The sequence below is a fragment of the Ruania rhizosphaerae genome (genome assembly GCF_009805705.1).
Taxonomy (GTDB): Bacteria; Actinomycetota; Actinomycetes; order Actinomycetales; family Beutenbergiaceae; genus Ruania; species Ruania rhizosphaerae.
The window spans coordinates 195,816-215,701 of record NZ_VSMB01000004.1 but is presented as its reverse complement, the minus strand read 5'-3'; the positions used below and the strand labels follow the sequence as shown (position 1 = coordinate 215,701).

Below are 19,886 nucleotides of genomic sequence, written 5' to 3'. Positions count from 1 at the left end.
TCCGTGCACTCCGGTCGAACGGGTGCCAGAGTCGGTGGCCCGACCTTCTTCGGCAAGGAGATCCCACTGATGTCGATATCCCTGCGCCCCCGACGCCGAACCGCGGCCGTCCTCACTGCGGCGCTGCTCGCAGCGTTCAGTTCACTGGCCCCGACGGCGGCCCAGGCTGCCGAACTCCCAGCCCTCACCAATCCCACCTTCACTGACGTCGGTACGAACGGAGTCCCGGCCGGCTGGGGAACCTGGGCACCTGCGGGCGCCGCCACGGTCACCGTGGACCAGAGCGCCGGCCCCGAGGGTGGCCCTGCGGTCGCGATCGCTTCGGACTCCGGCCCCGACGCCCGCCTCGCTCTCACGCAGCGAATCGACGTCGACTCCTCGACCGCCCGTGAACTCACCTTGACCGGCTGGGTCCGCGGCGATGGTCTCACCGGCGGCTTCAGCATGTTGCGGATCCAGGCCTACGACTCGGCCGGGAATGTGGTCGTGCCCGTCAACTCCGGGCCCTACCTGACCGGCACCTTCGACTGGCGCACCTACTCCACCGACATCGTGTTGCCCGAGAGTGCGGCTCAGCTCTCGGTGGAACCCATCCTCGACCGGGCCGGCGGCACGATCTGGTTCGCCGACCTCTCGATCACCGAGACCGTCGACGAAGGCGCCACCCTCGCCGCCTCGCCGAACGAACGCGGCCCGGTCGAGCTGTCCTGGGCGTTCGAGGAGGTCCAGGCCGACCGCTACGCGGTCCACCGCGCCGAGGGGACCACTCCGCCGACGGCGTCCCCCGAGACTCGCCTCAAGGTCGCCCTGGCGCCCACCACCGCCGACGCCACGGCCGAGCCCGCGACCACCTACACCTACCTCGTGACCGCCCTCGACGCCGAGGGTTCGGTGCTCGCGACCAGCCCGCCTGCGACCACCACTACGGCCAGCACCTTCGCGGACCGGACCGTCCTGAGCCTCGTCACCGCCCTGGCGGGCGAGGACGGCACCCACGTCAGCTGGGCGGTGGCCGACGGCGAGCCCACCGCCGATCTGACCGTCCAGGTCGGCACGTCCAGCCCGACGGCGGTCTCCGGCTATGAAGGCAGCGTCCAGGCGGCTGCCGCGAGCCCAGGCACCGAGGTGGTGTTGCGCTCGGGCGGCACCGAGTTGGCGCGCGGCGAGGTCGGAGCCTCCCAGCATCCGCGTTCGCTCGTGGACGCCGATGTCGCCGCCCGCATCCAGGCTGACCTCGCCGCCGGCGAGCCGACGATCGCCGGTGCCTGGAATGCGCTCATCGCCCGCCTCGACGGCACCGGATCCGCCTACCCGGGCTCGGCCACCGAGCTCTACCGTGCTCGTGACGCAGCCTTCGCCTACGCCGTCACGGGCGAGGACTCCTACGCCCAGGACGCCTACGACGCCGTCATGGCCGGTGCCGATTGGATCGTGGCCCGGGACGTCAACATGGGCCTGGAGCTCGGGCGCGGGGCGCTGAACCTCGCCCCCGCCTACGACCTCGCCCACGCCGGCTGGACCGAGGACCAGCGCGCCGATGTGCGCGACCTCATGACCCGCACCACCGACCTGCTCTCGACCTACCACCACGACACCCTCGATGGCGCCGACCGGGCCTCCAACTGGGTGGCCGTGACCCACGGCACCGAGCTCGCGCTGCTGCTCGCCGCCCGCGGCGACGGTGACTTCGGCACCCACGACGAGCGGATCACCTACCTGATCAACCAGGTGGCGCGGCACCTGCAGGACGGCTACACCGAGACGGGCTGGACCCAGGAGGGCTGGGACTACTTCCACTACGCCCAGCTGTATCTGTTCCCCTCGCTGTTCATGGCCCAGGACTCGGGTGTGCGCGCCCTGGACCCGGTGCTGGCCGAGGTCGACTTCTGGGACCTCGCCCTGCACACGGTCTCCTCGCGCACCGACGGCGACGTCTCCCAGTTCGGTGTCTCGGGCCCCGCGAACCAGGTCAGCGGCACCTTCCCACTGCTGTTCCCGACGGCGCCGGAGGGCGCCCTGCCGGGCCTGAAGCACCTGTATGACCGCGTCCAGGGGGTGGAAGCGGCCGAGCCGCGTTTCGACGACGTGCACAGCATGTTCGCCGTCCTCTACTACCCCTCCGAGGTGAGCAGCGACCCGGCCGATATGAGCGGCGAGGCCGCGCAGCAGGCCGAGCAGGCCCTGCTCGACGACGAGGCAGGCTTCTACGCCTTCCGCTCCGACGTGGCCGGCGCCGACGACACCCTCATCGCCACTTCCAACCGCAACACCCAGCACAAGGGCTGGGCTGCGGCGGAGACATTCGCCCTCTCCTGGATGGGGTACGACACCACGTGGGCAACCCAGGGCGGCAAATCTCATGACCCGCTGCTGTGGAGTAAACCGCTCGTGGACGGCGAGCTGGAGCCGTTCGAGAACCAGTACAACACCGTGCGCGGTGAGGGCGTGAGCCTGGCCTCCCGGGCCTTCGACGGGCAGGGCGGTGGGTACGTCCACCTGGACGGATCGGCCAACTTCGAGGTGACCACGGCCGAGCGCGAGCAGGTGGTCGACCTCGCACCGGGCGGGGACGCCGACGCGATCGTGGCCATCCGCGACACCTTCGCCGACACCACCTCCCACAGTTGGGACTGGCAGCTGCGCCCGGAGGAGTCCGTCACCATTGCCACCTTCCCCGACGGCGCAGCCCATGAACCGTTGTTCACCTTCACCGGGGCCGACGGCGCGACCCTGTCCGGGTTCGTGCCGGACCGGGAGGGCCTGACGGTCGAGGTCATCGACCAGACCCTGCGACTGAGCCGGACCGGTACCGACGCCGAGTTCGGGATCGTGCTCGCCACCTCCGCCGGCAGCCCGCTCGAGGCGGAGCTCCTCGACGGCGAGCTGATCCTCGACGGGCGCATCGTCGACCTGGACGACCTCAGCTCGGTCGAGGCCGGATTCCCGGCGGAGACCGACGACGCGACGCAACCCCCCGCCGTCGGGGTCCTCAGTTCGGACAACGGCTGGGACACCGGTCTGCGCGACGGCGACTACACGGTCTCCATGAACCTGTGGTGGGGCAGCAACGCGAGCCGGGTGCACCTGTACGAGGACGGGACCCTGATCGCCTCCCAGCGCCTCGACGCGGCGAGCCCGGCGGCCCAGGAGGTGGAGTTCGACATCTCCGGCCGCACCGACGGTGAGTACGTCTACACCGCTGAACTCGTCAACAGTGCCGGATCCACCACGACGGCGCCCCTCACCGTTGCCGTGACCGATGCCTCTCCCGGGGTCCCCGTGCTCAGTCACGACAACTGGGACGGCGACGGGTCCTTCACTCTCACCGGCGAGCTGTGGTGGGGGACCAACGCCGACCGCTACCGGCTCTACCAGGGTGAGGAACTCCTCGCCGAGGGCGAGCTTGAGGTGGCGACGCCCGGCCACCAGCGGATGACCCACGCGGTCGACTCGCTCGAGCCGGGACGCTACGTCTACCGCGTGGAGTGGATCAACGACGCGGGATCCACGTCCTCCCGGGAGCTGACCGTGCGCGTGCGCTGACGGGAGCCGGCGGGCACGAGCGGGCACGAGCGGGCACTGACGGGACTGATGGCGGGGCACAATGGGCGTCATGCTCCCGACCGAGCGTCGTGCCCAGCTGCTGCGGGAGCTGCGCGTGCACGGCACCGTGCGCACCGAGGAGTTCGCGATGCGGGTCGGCTCCTCCGGGATGACGGTCCGCCGTGATCTCGCCGACCTCGAGCAGGCGGGCCTGCTGCGTCGGGTCCATGGCGGCGCCGAGGCGCCCGGCGAACCGTCCGCCCCGCGCGGGAGTGCGCCGGTGGCGACGATCGGGATGGTCGTGCCCTCGGCCAGTTACTACTTCCCTGACGTCATCCGCGGCGCGCAGGCGGCGATCACTGCCGCCGGGAGCAGGATGATCCTCGCCGTCTCGGAGTACTCACCCACGCGTGAGCGCGAGCAGATCACCCGGCTGCTGGACCGTGGAGTGGATGGTCTCCTTGTCGCACCTGCCTCGCACGCCACTGAGGACCCGGAGACCTACCGGCTGCTCGCAAGCGCTCCGGCGGCGGTGGTGGTGCTCGAGCGGAGCCTGGATGGCTCGCCATGGCAGGGAGAGCTCGACGTGGTCCGGTGTGACCACGAGGTGGGCGGACAGCGGGCCGCCACGCACCTGCTCGAGACGGGCTGTACCCGGCTGCTGGTGGCTACCCGGAGCGGCCCGACGGCGCCACTGGTCCGAGCCGGTGCGCGCCAGGTCGCACAGTCGGCCGGCCTGGAGGTGGAGGTGCTCACCCTGCCGCCGGCCAACGCACCGGGGGCGGAGTTGCACGAGGCTCTGGCGGCAATCACCGACAGGGCACGCACCGGGGACGTCGACGGAGTGATCGTCGTTCCCGACGAGGTGGCGATCGGTCTGATCGACCTGGCCGACGATGCAGGTCTGGCCGTACCTGGCGACCTGGCTGTTGTCGCCTATGACGACGAGGTGGCGGCCCTGTGTGCGACACCGCTGACTGCCGTCGCACCCCCGCGCCGCGACGCCGGTACGTCCAGCGCCGAACTGTGCCTGGGACGGGTGATGTCGCGGCTGCGGGCCGATGCCCCGAGGGCGTGGTCCAGCCTTGCGCTGTCCCCGGTGTTGCGGGTGCGCGGGACGACGACGAGCTGACAGGGAGGAACGGGGGTTCTGTCTAGCCGTGCAGGACGAAGTGCGGGGACTCGATCTGATTCACGGCGCGGCGGAGGCATCCCGGCGGGCAGAGGAGTGCCGTGCAACGTGGCGCCGAAGCGCGGCACACGGGACTGGGCCCATGGTGAGAGAGCGCTCTCTTGACCGACCCCGGGGTGTCGTCTATGCTGAGAGAGCGCTCTCTCGCGCATCCTGTACACACAAAGGAGTGACCGTGATGCCACGTCGAACTTTGATGGCGCCCGCCATTGGCGCGCTCAGCCTCAGTATTGCTCTCGCTGCGTGCGGTGGCTCGGACGAAGGGACCGGCGAGGAGGCCGACGGCGAGGTCACGCTCACCGTTGCAACCTTCAACGACTTCGGCTATACCGACGAACTGTTCGACCGCTATGAGGCCGAGCACCCAGGCGTGACCATCGTGCACAACCGTGCAGCCACGTCCAACGATGCCCGGGCGAACTTCTTCAGCAAGCTCGGCAGCGGCGGGCTCGCCGATATCGAGGCCGTCGAGGTCGACTGGGTGCCGGAGATCATGGAGTATTCGGACCTGTTGGCCGATCTCAGCGACCCGGAACTCGAGGGCCGATGGCTCGACTGGAAGGTCGAGTCGGCGACCGACGCGGACGGGCGGCTGATCGGCTACGGCACGGACGTCGGCCCGCAGTCGGTGTGCTATCGAGCCGACCTGTTCGCCGAGGCCGGGCTGCCGACTGACCGCGAGGAGGTGGCCGCGCTCCTCGAGGGCGACTGGGACACCTACTTCGAGGTCGGCCACACCTACGTCGAGGCCACCGGCAATCCGTGGTTCGACACGGGAGGCGGCCCATACCAGGCGATGGTCAACCAGATCGCTGCCGCGTACGAGGACCCCGAGACCAACGAGATCATCGTGGCGGACAACGCCGAGGTGCGGGCCGCCTATGACCAGGCGCTCACCGAGGGAGAGACGCTCTCGGCGAATCTCGGTCAATGGGGCGACGACTGGCGCGCCGGTATCGCCAATGGCGCCTTCGCCACCATGCTCTGCCCGGGCTGGATGCTCGGTGTGATCGAGGGCAACGCGGCCGACGTCGAGGGCTGGGACATCGCGAACGTGTTCCCGGGCGGCGGCGGCAACTGGGGTGGCTCCTACCTGACCGTCCCCGGGAGTGGGGCGAACGTGGAAGCGGCTCAGGACCTGGCCGCGTGGCTGACCTCGCCGGAAGCGCAGTTGGAGGCATTCGCCAACGTCGGTGCCTTCCCGAGTCAGCCCGAGACCTATGACAGCGTCGAGTTGCTGGAGTCGACGAATGACTACTTCAACGATGCGCCCATCGGCGAGATCCTCATCGACCGCGCCAACGCCGTGACAGTAGCGCCCTACAAGGGACCGAACTACTTCGCGATCAACGATGCGCTGCATCAGGCGATCACTCGCGTGGAGGATGGCAGCCAAAGTGCCGAGGAGTCCTGGGAGCAGTTCCTCAGCGATGTCGAAACTTTGAACTGAACCCAGTCGAACTCGGCGGAGTCCGGACGCAGTGGGCTCCGCCGAGCGCCATCCCACCATCAGCGAGGAGTTGCCCGTGACCACGATCGACCGCGACACCCCCGTGCTGAGCCTGCGATCTCGGCTCGGTCGCTGGGACGCGAAGCTCTCGCCGTACCTGTACGTCGCCCCGTTCTTCGTGCTGTTCGCGCTGACCGGACTGTTTCCGCTGTTGTACACCGCGTTCGTGGCCACCCAGGACTGGGACCTGATCCGCAACTCCGGCACCTTCGTGGGCCTGCAGAACTTCGCCGATGTGCTCTCGCACCGCCAGTTCTGGATCGCGCTACGCAACACCTTCTCCATCTTCGCGCTCTCGACCATCCCGCAGCTGATCGCCGCCGTGACGATCGCCGCTCTGCTGGATCGCAACCTGCGCGCGAAGACGTTCTGGCGGATGGGAGTGCTGCTGCCGTACGTTGTGGCGCCGGTGGCGGTCGCGCTCATCTTCTCCAACCTGTTCGGCGACGACTACGGCCTCATCAACAACACGCTGCGGGACCTCGGGCTCAATCCGATCGGATGGCACACGGAGCCGCTGGCGAGCCACGTCGCGATCGCGACGATGGTCAACTTCCGGTGGACCGGATACAACACCCTGATCCTGCTCGCGGCGATGCAAGCAGTGCCGCGCGAGCTCTACGAGGCCGCGGCGATCGACGGCGCCGGTCGCCTCCGGCAGTTTCTCACCGTGACGATCCCGCAACTGCGGGCGACCCTGGTCTTCGTGGTCATCACCGCCACCATCGGCGGCCTGCAGGTCTTCGATGAACCACGGATGTTCGACAGCGGTGGGACCGGCGGCCCGGACCAGCAATGGCTGACGGTCACGATGTACCTGTACAACCTGGGTTGGGGGCAGTTCGACTTCGGGCGTGCCGCCTCGGTGGCCTGGATCCTCTTCCTGCTCATCGTCGCCTTCGGCCTGGTGAACCTCGCGATCACCAGCCGCATCGCCTCGACCGAGGGGAGGCGCTCATGAAACGCCGCCGCATCGCACTCGGCGTCGACTCCCGCCCTGGGTGGGTGGTCTACGGCCTGCTCGTCACCGTCCTGGTCGCCTCGGCGTTCCCGTTCTACTGGTCCTTCCTCATCGGCAGCGGTGACGCGAGCAGCGTCAACTCGCCCGACCTGTCGTGGATCCCCGGTGGGAACTTCCTCGCCAATGCCGCGAGCGTCGTCGACAATCCGGCGGTGAACTTCTGGGTCGGTCTGCGCAACAGTGTGATCGTGTCGACCACCGTCTCGGCGAGCGTCGTCTTCCTGTCGACGCTCGCTGGGTACGCGTTCGCGAAGCTGCGCTTCCGAGGCAGCAAGACGCTCTTGGTCTTCACGATTGCGACGATGGCGATCCCCACTCAGTTGGGAGTGGTGCCTCTCTACATCGCGATGGTCGAGCTCGGTTGGACCGGCGAGCTCGGTGCAGTCATCGTCCCCGCGATGACGTCGGCATTCGGGGTGTTCTGGATGACGCAGTACTTGCGTCAATCCCTTCCGGATGAACTGATCGAGGCCGCGCGCGTCGACGGCGCCAGCATGTTCCGGACGTTCCGGCACGTCGGTGCACCCGCAGCACGACCAGCCGCAGCGATGCTCGCGCTCTTCACGTTCATCACGACCTGGACCAACTTCTTCTGGCCGTTCATCGTGCTCGACCGCAACGATCCGACCCTTCCGGTAGCGCTGTCACTGTTGCAGGCCAACTACTTCGTGGACTACTCGATCGTGCTCGCGGGCGCGCTCCTGTCCACGATCCCGCTCATCGCGCTGTTCGTCGTCGGGGGTCGCCAGCTGGTGAGCGGCATCATGGCAGGGGCGGTCAAGGGATGAGGAGGCCCGACGGAGTCCCGGCCGAAATCTCCCACCGCCCCTTCCCACCCGGTTTCGTCATCGGCGCCGCGACGGCGGCCTACCAGATCGAAGGGGCGGTTGCCGAGGATGGGCGCACCCCCTCGATCTGGGATACGTTCAGCCGGGTGCCTGGCGCTGTCGCCGGCGGCGATACCGGCGATGTCGCGTGCGAGCACTACCACCGGTATCGCGAGGACGTCGCGATCATGCGTGAGATCGGGCTGCACGCCTACCGGTTCTCGGTGTCGTGGTCGCGTGTATGCCCCGATGGGGGGCCGGTCAACACCGTGGGCCTGGACTTCTACTCGCGGCTCGTGGATGAACTACTCAGCCACGGCATCATGCCGTGGCTGACGCTGCACCACTGGGATATGCCGCAGGCCCTGGAGGAGCGAGGTGGGTGGACGTCCCGCACTGTGGTCGACCGCTTCGTGGAGTACGCGACCACGGTGCACGACGCACTCGGCGACCGGGTCTCGCACTGGACGACGCACAACGAGCCGTGGTGCTCGGCGTTCCTGGGCTACGTCGGTGGCCAGCACGCACCCGGACGGCGGGAACCGGCCGCAGGGATCGCTGCCGGCCACCACCTGCTGCTCGCCCACGGCGCTTCCGTGACCGAGCTCCGTCGACGGGACCCGTCGCTCTCACTAGGAATCACGCTCAACCTGCAGCCGATCGAGCCTGTGGACGCCACCTCTCCCGGCGACCTGGAGGCCGCGCGCCGCATCGACGGGCAGTTCAACCGCTTCTTCCTCGATCCGCTGCTGCGTGGCCACTACCCGGACGATGTGCTCGAGGACCTGCGGCCCTTCGGCCTGGAGGACCTGATCGCTCCAGGTGACCTCGAGTCGATCTCCGCGCCGATCGATGTGCTCGGCGTCAACTATTACCACGGCGATGCGGTGTCGTACCGCCCGCCGATCGAGCCGCTCGATCGACGGGCACCGACCACGCGCCCGACCGGGACGCCCTACCCGTCGGCCGAGGGTGTCCATGTGCATTCTCGTGGACTACCCCGCACCGCCATGAACTGGGAGATACAACCCGAGGGCCTGACCACCTTGCTGCTCCGCCTGCACGAGGACTACCTGGACGGTAGCTCGACCCGGCTGTGGGTGACCGAGAACGGGGCGGCCTTCCATGACATCCACGACGTCCATCACGACAGCGTGCACGATCCCGAACGTGCCGCCTTCGTGCAGGCTCATCTCGGGGCGGTCCTCGACGCCGTCGACCTCGGTGTGGACGTCGGTGGCTATTTCGCATGGTCCCTGCTCGACAACTTCGAGTGGGCATGGGGGTACGGGCAGCGGTTCGGGCTCGTGCACGTCGACTACGCGACCCAGCGCCGGACGGTGAAGACGAGCGGGGCCACGCTGCGCGACATCATCCACGCGCAGGCACTGATCACCGGCGGCCCCACGGGCGAGCGACCATGACGGGCTGCCGTTCTATGCTGGCGGGATGTCGATGAGTGCCCGGCCGCCTCTGGGTCGACCGACCCTGGAGATGGTCGCCAAGGAGGCCGGGGTGTCCCGAGCCACGGTGAGTAGGGTGGTGAACGGCCAGCCGACGGTCAACGAGGACATGGCCGCCGTGGTGCATGCCGCCATCGAGCGACTTCAGTATGTCCCGAACCGGGCAGCGAGAACGCTGGTGAATCGCACGAGCAACGCGATCGCGCTCATCGTGCCTGAGGAGACCACCCGGTTCTTTCAGAATCCGTTCTTCGTCGCCGTGGTCGAAGGCATCACCGCGCGGCTGGAGCAGAGCGACTTCATCCTGAATCTGCTGGTGGCCTCGAGCGATCCGCGGGCTAAGATCACCCGGTTCCTCGCCTCAGGTGCCGTCGACGCCGCCATCTTCGTGGCGCATCACGCCGGCGACGCCTCCATCACCGACGTCGATCGCCGCATCCCCACCGTGTTCGCCGGCCGGCCCGCCGGGGAGGGCGCCGAAGGCCGGGTGTACATCGACACCGACAACGCCGACGGCGCACACCGCGCAGGGCAGCATCTGATCCAGCGGGGACGTCGGCGATTGGCAACGATCACCGGACCGCTGGACATGGCTGCCGGGCAGGACCGGCTGAACGGGTTCGTCCGGGCGCTCGCCGAGCACGAGCTGGAGCCGGTGGGGGTGGAGGTCACGGACTTCACCCCACGCGGAGCGGTCCGAGCGTGTGAGCGACTGCTCGCGCGCACCCCGGACCTGGACGGTCTGTTCGTGGCCAGCGACCTGATGGCTGTCGCGGCGCTGACCTGGCTGCGCAGCGCCGGTCGCGATGTCCCAGCCGACGTGGCGGTGGTGGGCTTCGGCGACGATCCCGCCGCCTCGATCGCCGAGGTGCCACTGACGACCGTGCGTCAGCCGTCGATCGAGATGGGTCGTCTGCTCGCCGACGCCGCCCTCCGGCTGATCGATGGTGACGCCGACGTCGCACCAGTGACGGTGCTGCCGACCGAGCTCATCCGGCGCTCCTCGACCTGACATCCAACGGGCCGCCCCCGACGCGGAGGACGGCCACCTCGCTCGTCACCACGCGGTCGTGGCCGTTGGCGACCATTGCACGCACCAGGAGACCGTGCTGCGATCGACTGACGTCGACCAACCGCAGCGTGCCCTCCACAGAGCCTGCGGACCCGGAGGTCGTCCCCGTGGGTCGCGGCTGCCAAGTCGTCCCGCCGTCGGCCGAGGTCTCCCACGTCACCGTGGGCGCCGGGTCGCCCTCGGTGACGACCTCGAAGACCGCAGTCCGGTTCGGAGTCACCCGCACGTCGGCCGGATGGTCGAGGATCACTGGCAGCGTGCCGGACGCGGGGGCGCCGTCACCGAGATCGGCGACGAAGGACGCCACCCACGCGAGCGCGGAGTTCCAGTTGACGGTGATCTCGTTGACCGACCACGCCTCGATGTCGTCGACGTAGCACGTCTGCGGTGCGCAGCCGGCCAGCCACTGGCTGGCGATCGGGTCCTGGAGGCTCGAGTTGGGCCCACCGGCGATCGACCCGACGGGTGGGTTCGGCAGGTCCGCGTCGAGCGATGCCGCGTACCACCGGCTGTGCTGGTTCTGCGCATACACGGTGCCGTAACCCGTCACGTAGGAGATTCCCAAGGCGTTGCGTCCCAGCAGGTAGTCCATCGATTCCAGGACCACGCGGGCGTAGGTGGGATCGGCGGTGAGGTCGAAGGCGGTGGCGAGCACCACCTGGTTGTTCAGTACGGATGAGTTCGAGCCCCACACGTACAGCCCGTCCTCGGGTGTGTATGCCTGCCCGAATGCCTCCAGCTGCTGCCGTTGCGCCAGTTCGTCGGCCGCCGCGATCACCGACCTGCGGACGCGATCCACATCCGGCAGATCCTCGCCGAAGCGGGCCAGATCCAGGCGTGCGGGCATCGCCATGTCACCCCAGTAGAAGCCGCCCGCGGTGAAGACGTCGGCAACGTGCAGCGGGTGGTCGAGCACCGCGTCGCGGTAGTTCGACTCGTTGGTCGTGAGGAACAACTCCGCGGCCGCCCAGTAGAACTCGTCGCTCACGTCGTCGTCGGCGTAGGCCCCGCCGCCCTCTTCACCATCGGCCTGCGGGGCGAGGAGCACGGGGTTGTCTTCGGCTGCGGCGTACGCGGTCCTGGCCGCGGCCAGGAGTTCGGCTGCGAACTCCGGGTCGATGCTTTGGTAGACCCGGGCCCCCTGGGCGGCGACGGCCGCGAGGTTGAGCGTGGCCGCCGTCGAGGGTCGGTGGAGCTGCCGTGGCTCGGGGTCTGCATGCGGGAGCAGCGGTAGCCCGGTCCACGTCGCGTCCTGGACCTTGTGGTGCACCATGCCGGCGAGCGGCTCACCCTCGGGCACCTGCATCGCCAGCAGGAACTCCAGGCTCCAGCGGGCTTCGTCGAGGATGTCGGGGACGCCGTTGCCCTGCTCGGGTATCGCGAGCGAGCCGTCGCTGAGCGCGCTCTCGCCACCTTCCTGGCGTGCGCGCTCCCACGTCGAGAGCAGCTGCCAGGTCGCGATACCCCCATTGACGACGTACTTGCCATGATCTCCGGCGTCGTACCAACCGCCGGTCACGTCCAGCGTGTAGTCACAGGTCCAGCCACCGGTGTAGGGCTGCGGCGGCTGGCATGGCACCGATGTGTCGCCTTGGTTCGGCGCGACGCCGATGTGGCCGGCGGGGCGTGCGTACTCTGCTCCAGCTACGGCGCCGTCGATCTCGATTCCGCTGCGGTTGGTGTAGAAGAAGCGGAATGCGTCGGTGCGCAGCGACTGGTACCGCTCGGCTCCGATGGTGAACGGCCTGCTCGTGATGCCGTCGACCGTCAGCGTGAAGCCCTCACCGGGCGTGCGGACCTCACTGAAGTCGATCGTGTGGACCGGGAACTGGCTCGAGAGATCGACGCCTGCAGGCGTGGTCATGCCGGATGCCACGACGGCGCCTGCCTGCTCGAGCTGCCAGGGTTGCGACTCCTCCGAGCCCGTGACCACGGTGGCGTTCTTGGGGCCCTCGGGCAGGTAGCCGACCTGGTTGACCTGGACTGCGGGACCGTCCTCGAGTGGGGGGCGGTATGCCGTGCCCTGCAGCGAGATGTCGTCGAAGCATGCGGTGTAGGCAACCTCGCTACCACCAAGCCGCACATGGAGCGACGAGCGGTACCTCTCCCGGTCGAAGTCGGTGACGAAGGCGGCGTCGTGCTCGGCCCAGGCCGTCGACGTCGAGAAGGTTTCGCCCAGGAACACGAGGTTGTCCGGGTTGTCGAACGGCTGCACCTGGGCGCCGATCTCTACCGGGACGGAGGTGCGTACACGCAGGGAGAGGCGATAGCCGGTCGCGTCGAGCAAGTGGAGGCTGTTCTGCCCAAGCAGCAGGTCCCACGGGTTCTCGGACGGCGGGACGTCGATGCAGAGCCCGCCACTGTCGAGGCGGTACTCCATGCCACCGTTCACCCACCAGGGTTTGTGGGACTCGTCGAACGTCCCGTTCAGCAGGATCTCGTCGTCGCCGATGGGAGGCAGCGGCGGAGATTCGTCGATCTCCGTCACCAGCTCGACGTTGGAGAAGCAGATCGTGCGGTCCGATGCCGAGCCGCCCAGGCGTAGTTGCAGCGTCGAGTCGGTGACGCCTGCTGGGACCGTTGCGGTGAACGGGAACTCGTAGGTGGTCGGCGCTGTGGAGAGCGACACCGTCTGGGCGAGATAGGTGATGAGGTCGGGATTCTCCGTCGGTTGCACCTGGGCGCGGATGTCCGAGGGGGCGTCTGCCCACGCCGTGAATCGCAAGGTGTAGTCCGCGCCGTCGACCACTGGCAGCCGGCGCTGCCCGACGATCGCCTCCCAGGACTGGACGCCACCCGGCACTTGCGCGCAGTAGCCAGCCGAGCTGACCGAGTACGCCACGTTGGCGGTGGCCCACCACGGTTCGTGAGTCTCGTCGAAGGAGCCGTTGACGATCAGGTCCTGCTCCTCGGCCTGGGCCGGGGCTGACCAACTCGTGAGCATGGCGACTGCGAGCAGGAGGGCGAGAACGGACGACAAGCGGGTGCGACGGTGCACGACCAGGCTCCTTAGGCTGAGAGAGCGCTCTCTGAGCGAGTAGCGACAAGGTTAGCGTCCGATGCGGCACTTGCCTACCCCTTGGCGAGAATCAGCTCGCGTGCACGTCAGAATCCGTCGTGGCCCGCGATCGGCGCCGCGCGCCAAGCCGGCGAGCATGGAGCGTTCTCGCTGGTCAGCCGCGGAACCGCGCTGCCTGCGTGAGCAGGTGCGTCCGTTCGGCCTCACTTGCCGCCTCGCGCACAGCCTGCCGGAACAGTTCGGCAGCCAGCGCGCTGTTTCCTGCGTGCTCCTGCAACCAGGCGGCGACAGCGGCGCGGCGAGGGACGCCGTCGGGAACTGCCGCGAGGGCCCGCAGGCCCGCCTGAGGACCGTCCACTTGCGCCACTGCCACGGCCCGGTTCATCATGATCGCCGGATTCTGCGGCACCAGGCGCACCAGCTCGTCATACCAGGAGAGCACCTGCAGCCAGTCGGTCTCCTCGGCACGGGGCGCGTCGTCGTGCAGCGCCGCGATCGCCGCCTGCACCTGGTACTCACCGAGTTGATCGCGTGCCAGCGCGCCCTGCAAGATCTGCACGCCCTCGGCGATCAGCGCCGTGTCCCAGCGGGTGCGGTCCTGCTCGTCCAGCGGCACCAGCTCACCGGTCGAGGTCAACCGCGCGGCCCGGCGCGCATGATGGAGCAGCATCAGTGCCAGCAACCCGTCGATCTCCGGATGGCGGTCGGCAGCGGCGAGCTGGCGCGTGAGCCGGATGGCCTCCTCGGCCACGTCCACCGGCCCAGTGAACCCGTGGTCGAACATCAGGTACAGCACCCGCAGCACCGCCGCTGCATGGCCGGTCCGGTCGAACCGGGCATCACGCACGGTGCGCTTGGCCCGGCTGATCCGTTGCGCCATCGTCGCCTCCGGCACCAGGTACGCGCGGGCGATCTGCGCCGTCGTCAGACCGGCCACCGCCCGCAACGTCAGCGCGATCGCCGACGCCGGGCTCAGGTCCGGGTGGCAGCAACGGGTCAGCAGCAGGAGGGTGTCGTCCGCCTGCGCCGCAGGCCCGGCAGGAGGCTCGACGGCGACCCTCGCCTCCCGCTGCCGGCGCGCCTTCTCCGAGCGCACCTGGTCGAGGAACTTGCGCCAGCCCACCCGCACCAGCCAGCCGGCCGGATCCTCCGGCATGTGCTCCGGCCAGCGGCGCGCCGCCTCGATCAACGCCTCCTGCACGGCGTCCTCCGCGGCCGTGAACTCGGCACCGCGCCGCACCAGCACCGCCAGTGCGCGGGGGCCGAGTTCACGCAGCAGGTGTTCCATCAGTCGAAGGTGGGCGGCTCAGACATGAAGGGCCGCACCTCGATCCACTCCCCGATCGGACGTCCACCAGGTCCGGGGGCCGAGGAGAGGAAGGCCGCCGCCTCGTGCGCGCGCTCGGTCGAGTCGACGTCGATGATCATCCAGCCGGCGATCAGATCCTTCGACTCCGCGAACGGGCCATCGGTGAGCGGCGCCTTGCCCTCGCCGTCGAAGCGCACGAAGGTCCCCTCCGGGGAGAGCGCCTGAGAATCAACGAACTCACCACGCTCGCGCAGCGTATCGGCCACGTGGTTCATGAACGCGATGTGCGCCTCGATCTCCTCCGGGGTCCACTGGTCCATCGGCACAAAGTCCTCGCAGGCAGGTTCCGGTGCGCCGCGGTAGTGCTTGAGCAACAGGTACTTCGCCATGATTCCTTCTCCTTGGTATCGGCCGGCTCGTCTGCCGACGTCATACAGGAGACGGAGCCGATGTGCCGGTCTCGACATCATGACGCGGAGTCCCTCTCGCTGTCCTCCGTGTTCACCTGCCTCGCACCTCGAGCGGGGCGTAGATTGCGCAGGTGCACTCCTTCCATCTGGCACACGTACCGGCAACGGCCGCCTTCGCAGCCATGACCCGGCCACCGGCCCGGTTCCCCGGCCTGCGCCACCTCGAGTGCCTGGCCACGATGCGACTCGGCGCTCCCGTGCTCTCCCCGGACCGGATGCAGATGCAGCGACTGGCCGTGTTTGCCGCATGGGAGGACGAGCCCGCCCTGGAGCGCTTCCTGTCGACCCACGCGCTGGGACGCCGGCTGGCCATCGGATGGCATGTGCGCCTGGAGTTCCTCCGCCGGTGGGGTGCGGTGACCGAGATGGCCGACCTGCCGGAAGTCGCAGGCCCGTGCGACCCGGGAGAACCGGTCGTCGCTGTGACCCTCGCGCGCATGCGATTGCCCGAGCTACCCCGTTTCGTGCGCTGGGGCCGGCCGGTGGAACGACTCGTCCGTGACCACCCGGGAACCACACTGGCGCTCGCGGCCGTGCGCCCCCCGCGGACGGTCTTGACGTTCTCGGTGTGGCGCACCAGCCGGGAGATGACGGATATGGTGCATGGCCGCAGCGATGTGGACGCAGCTTCGCGGCACGCCGACGCCATGGTCGAGCGGGAACGTCGAGACTTCCACCACGAGTTCACCACGCTGAGGTTCCGGCCCGTCTCCGAGCACGGCGTCTGGGCGGGCAGCGGCGACTACACCGCGGGGTGAGCCACGGCTCTCCCGATACGCGCACTGGGTACGGCCCCCGGTTCGTGTCGCGCGATGCAGCACTGCAGTGACCTACCGCTCGGGAACTGACACGAGAGGGCACCCACCGCGAACGATGGGTGCCCTCTCGTGCCCTGTCACGTGGTGGCGCAGCCGCGCCGGGCATCTTTACGGCCCAGTGGGAGGCTGCGGTGTCGAGGTCGGGTTCGAAGGCGGGGGAGTGTGACTCCCGTCGGACTTCTTCTCGTCGAGCTTCGCCAGCGTCCGGGCGGCAGCGTCCCGGCCGCCGAGGCCGAAGGCGAGCGCGGCTGCCAGTGCGCCACCCACGACCACCGCACCGAAGGCGAGGTTGATGATCGAGTCGGCGATCTCCATGTACTTCAGGCCCATGGCTGTGAAGAGAGCGATCGTCACCCACTTGATCACCGTGCTGGCCGTGCCGCTGCCGACCAGGCGCGAGAGGAGACTCGCCACCAGGAAGCCGGCTGCGATGATCACGCCACCGAAGAGCACCTTGCCACCGAGTTCGAGTACCTCGTTCAGGATCGCAGTGACCTCGGGGAAGTTCAGCGCCCGCGCGGCCATGATGGCGAAGAACACCATGATCGCCACCTGAGCGATGCGGGTGATGATCGTCGACGCGCTCTGACCCTCCGGCACGATCTCCAACTTGGCGATCGCACGGTCTGTGCCCAGGCCCTGCAGTGTGGACTCGAGCAGATTGCCGACGAAGGTGGAGATCAGGTACCCAAGGCCGAGAATGATCGCGGCCGCGATGATCGCCGGGATCGCATTCAGAATGAGGCTCAGCATCTGCTCGGCCGGATCGGAGATCGCGGAGATTCCGAGGATCTGCAACGCGGCGATCGAGACGACGATCAGGATGATCGCGAAGACGAGGTTGCCGACGAGGCCCGCGATCTTGTTGGCGTCGAACCCGCTGCTTGGTTCCTGCGGCTGGCTTTCCGGTGCACCCGACTCGCTGCCGGTGGCCTCGTCGAGCACCGTATCTGTCCCCGACTTCACCTTCTCACCGAGCTTCGAGAAGTTGACGGCCCGGATGGCGGTCTCGACGAGCTGGCGCACGATCTTCGCCAGGACGTAACCGATCACGAAGACGAATGCCGCTCCGATGAGATTCGGCAGGAACCCGAGAATGCCGCTGAGCAGCGACTGGATCGGAGCCAGCACCTGGGTGAGAGCGAACAGTTGCAGGATGGCCGTCAGGCCGAACAGCCAGACCAGTAACGAAGCGACCGTGCCGATCGACTCCCCGAGTGATTGACCGTCTTGGCCCTGCCGTTGCAGGAAGGACACCTTCCCGACAAGCTTGCCGATCGCCCATCTGACGACCCGGGCAAGGATCCACGTCACCAGAATGATGACGATCGCGAGAAGCACCTTCCCGAGAATTCCCCACCAGTCGACATTGTCGAAATCCATCGCCTACTCCTTTGTCACGTGTCTGACGCCGCTGAGGCATTGGTATGCGTCTGCGACGCTAGCAGTGGTCGATGGCGGCTGCATATGGTGTGTTGTACATCTGGTCAAGTTCATTGAGGGTCTCAGGGCCGTGGTGTTGCTCTCATTTGCTGGCGAGATGGTCGATTCGTTCGTAGCCTCGGCACAGAGTCCAGCATCCGCTGGCGGCGTTCTGTTGCACCCATCCCCGACGCCAGCGGCCCCCAGAAATCGGATCCCCCATGTCACTTGCGCACGATGCACCCGCTCCTACGGAACCTGGTTCTGACCAGGCGATCGTCGATGCGGTGCGCGCGGGCCAGATCGGCGAGTTCGCTCTGCTGTACGAGCGCTACCGTGACGAGGCCATGCGCGTGGCCCGGCGCGGTGGTGGTGCCGACGACGCCGCAGACCTTGTGCAGGAGACTTTTGCCCGGGTGCTGCGGGCGATCCGCAACGGGGGTGGGCCCACGCAGGACGTCGCCGGCTACATCTTCCGCACCTTGCGCAACCTCCGGATCGACCGGGGTGGGTTGCGAGAGGACCCCTCTGACGACGTCGAGGCGCTCGGTCCTCCCGGTCTGTGGGTGGTCGATGGCGAGGCAGACCGCGCGATCGACCGGGGGCTGGTTGCCGAGGCGTTCGGAGAGTTGCCACCTCGGTGGCGTGAGGTCCTGTGGCTCACCGAGGTCGAGGGCATGGGCCCCGGTGAGCTCTCCGGCCGGATGGGAATGAAGCCGACGGCGGTCGCCACCCTGTCCTCGCGAGCTCGCCGGGGCTTTCGCTCTGCGTGGCTGCAGGCGCACGTGCGCACCGGTGGCGTGCCGACTGGGTGCCGGCCCTTCGCTGCCCGGCTCGGCGACTATGAGACCCGCAGGCTCTCTCCGCGGCGTCGACTCGAGGTCGAGCGTCACCTGGAGTCGTGTGATCGATGCCCAGCCGTCATGGCCGAGCTGGCTGCGGTCTCCGAGCGTCTAGGGGCTGTGATGCTCCCGGTGGTCCTGCTCGCTCCTACCTCCCTGTGGTGGGTCTTTGGAGGTGTCACCAAGGCGGGGCTCCTGCTGGCGGGGACGGTCAAGGCAGCGGCCTGGACGCTGCGTGACCCGAAGGCTGCGCTTGGCATCGGGGTAGGTGCCGGGACCACGGTCATGGCTGCCACGGTGCTGGCGGTTGCTCTCAGTGCCCAGCCCCCCGTGGAAACCGCCGCGATCACGCCTGACCCCACGCCAGCGGCCAGCGCCGCACCCGTGCCCTCGGAGCCGCCGTCCGAGCCCGTCGACGAGCCGGCCGCTGTCGAGAACGCCACGGCGGATCCCGAACCACCGACCGAACTGCCGCCTCCCGACCCCACGGACCCGGCCCCGGAACCGGTGGCGTCGGCCCCGCCGCCCGCCGAACCCGCCGAGCCGGCGGCCGCGTCGAATCAGGCCGAACCGCGCCTACCGGATGAGAGCCCCGACGCGGGGGCGGGCACTGAACCAGCGCCGGCGGAGCCCGAGCCGGTCGAGGAGGCGGCGCTGCCACCTGCCCCGGTGATCACCAGCGTCCCGGCCTCCGGTCTGCTGGTCGCGCCCACGATCACCGGTACGGCGCTCCCTGGTGCGCAGATCACCCTCACGGGTGATGACGGATCGGCTGCCACCACGTTCGCCGGCGAGGACGGCGGATGGAGTCTCGTCCCGTCATCACCTGCCACGAGCTACTACGCGACTCAACTGATGGAGGCCGGTGGTTCGGAGCAGTATGCCGGTGAGTCCGAGCCGAGCGCACCCGCCGGGCCCTTCGACTACATCGTCCCGACATGGCAGCAACCTCAGCCGGCCAACGGCGCGGTGCTCGAAGACCTCGACCAGGACGGTGAGGAGGATGACCTCCAGATCATGGTCATGGGCGAGAGTGGTGCTCAGGTCGAGGTCATCGCCGATGGCAGTCCGATCGACGTAGCAGTCATCGGCCCCGGTGTCGTCGCCCACCACGTCATCCCGGATGTCGACGTCGGTGAACGCACCTTCGAGCTCCGCTATGTCGACCCGGAGACCGGCGCCCTCGGTCAGGTGGTCACCGTGACGATCACGGTCGTCGAACCCTGACGCTGGTCTGGTCGCGCCAGTGAGTGACAATGATCTGCCTGCGATGTGAGGCAGATCACTTCACGGGTGCGTGACGTATGCCCTCCTCCGGGGTCGTACTCCATGTGCGCGCGGTTCCTTCGCCGCACTGCCGCTCGTGAGCGGCCCGGGT

13 protein-coding genes are annotated in these 19,886 nt (G+C 68.5%); 9 read left to right on the top strand and 4 right to left on the bottom strand.

What is annotated here, in order from left to right:
* The first annotated feature begins 69 nt into the window (after positions 1–69).
* From FV560_RS08350 to FV560_RS08320, 7 genes are all read left to right on the top strand, one after another.
* On the top strand, positions 70–3,543 hold the full coding sequence (locus tag FV560_RS08350; RefSeq protein ID WP_159621056.1) for an early set domain-containing protein: 3,474 nt from the start codon (positions 70–72) through the stop codon (positions 3,541–3,543).
* 70 nt (positions 3,544–3,613) lie between these two features.
* Positions 3,614–4,675, top strand: coding sequence for a substrate-binding domain-containing protein (locus tag FV560_RS08345; RefSeq protein ID WP_159621055.1), 1,062 nt, complete (start codon positions 3,614–3,616; stop codon positions 4,673–4,675).
* A 238-nt stretch (positions 4,676–4,913) separates the two neighbouring features.
* Positions 4,914–6,185, top strand: coding sequence for an ABC transporter substrate-binding protein (locus tag FV560_RS08340; protein WP_159621054.1), 1,272 nt, complete (start codon positions 4,914–4,916; stop codon positions 6,183–6,185).
* A 76-nt stretch (positions 6,186–6,261) separates the two neighbouring features.
* Positions 6,262–7,206 (top strand): carbohydrate ABC transporter permease, encoded by a 945-nt coding sequence (locus FV560_RS08335; protein ID WP_235020007.1) that lies wholly within the window; start codon positions 6,262–6,264, stop codon positions 7,204–7,206.
* Entirely contained in the window at positions 7,203–8,054 is an 852-nt protein-coding gene (locus tag FV560_RS08330) for a carbohydrate ABC transporter permease (protein ID WP_159621053.1), read from the top strand. The genes FV560_RS08335 and FV560_RS08330 overlap by 4 nt, the downstream gene beginning before the upstream one ends.
* Positions 8,051–9,517, top strand: coding sequence for a GH1 family beta-glucosidase (locus tag FV560_RS08325; protein ID WP_159621052.1), 1,467 nt, complete (start codon positions 8,051–8,053; stop codon positions 9,515–9,517). The genes FV560_RS08330 and FV560_RS08325 overlap by 4 nt, the downstream gene beginning before the upstream one ends.
* A 25-nt stretch (positions 9,518–9,542) precedes the next feature.
* Positions 9,543–10,568, top strand: a complete 1,026-nt coding sequence (locus tag FV560_RS08320; RefSeq protein WP_235020006.1) for a LacI family DNA-binding transcriptional regulator — start codon at positions 9,543–9,545, stop codon at positions 10,566–10,568.
* On the opposite strand, the gene FV560_RS08315 is transcribed toward FV560_RS08320, so the two are convergent.
* From FV560_RS08315 to FV560_RS08305, 3 genes are all read right to left on the bottom strand, one after another.
* Complete coding sequence (locus FV560_RS08315; protein ID WP_159621051.1) at positions 10,546–13,626, bottom strand: glycoside hydrolase family 9 protein; 3,081 nt, start codon at positions 13,624–13,626, stop codon at positions 10,546–10,548. The genes FV560_RS08320 and FV560_RS08315 overlap by 23 nt on opposite strands.
* Positions 13,627–13,801: 175 nt before the next feature.
* Complete coding sequence (locus tag FV560_RS08310) at positions 13,802–14,935, bottom strand: RNA polymerase sigma factor (RefSeq protein ID WP_200837580.1); 1,134 nt, start codon at positions 14,933–14,935, stop codon at positions 13,802–13,804.
* Positions 14,935–15,345 carry a YciI family protein gene (locus tag FV560_RS08305; protein WP_159621050.1) on the bottom strand — a complete coding sequence of 137 codons (411 nt, stop codon included), beginning with the start codon at positions 15,343–15,345 and terminating at the stop codon, positions 14,935–14,937. The genes FV560_RS08310 and FV560_RS08305 overlap by 1 nt, the downstream gene beginning before the upstream one ends.
* Before the next feature lie 152 nt (positions 15,346–15,497).
* On the opposite strand from FV560_RS08305, the gene FV560_RS08300 reads away from it, so the two are divergent.
* Positions 15,498–16,184, top strand: coding sequence for a hypothetical protein (locus FV560_RS08300; protein ID WP_235020005.1), 687 nt, complete (start codon positions 15,498–15,500; stop codon positions 16,182–16,184).
* A 168-nt stretch (positions 16,185–16,352) separates the two neighbouring features.
* On the opposite strand, the gene FV560_RS08295 is transcribed toward FV560_RS08300, so the two are convergent.
* Positions 16,353–17,627 (bottom strand): mechanosensitive ion channel, encoded by a 1,275-nt coding sequence (locus FV560_RS08295; protein ID WP_159621049.1) that lies wholly within the window; start codon positions 17,625–17,627, stop codon positions 16,353–16,355.
* A 260-nt stretch (positions 17,628–17,887) separates the two neighbouring features.
* Here FV560_RS08295 and FV560_RS20520 point away from each other — a divergent pair, with 260 nt between their 5' ends.
* Positions 17,888–19,735 carry a sigma-70 family RNA polymerase sigma factor gene (locus tag FV560_RS20520; RefSeq protein ID WP_159621048.1) on the top strand — a complete coding sequence of 616 codons (1,848 nt, stop codon included), beginning with the start codon at positions 17,888–17,890 and terminating at the stop codon, positions 19,733–19,735.
* Positions 19,736–19,886: the final 151 nt, after the last annotated feature.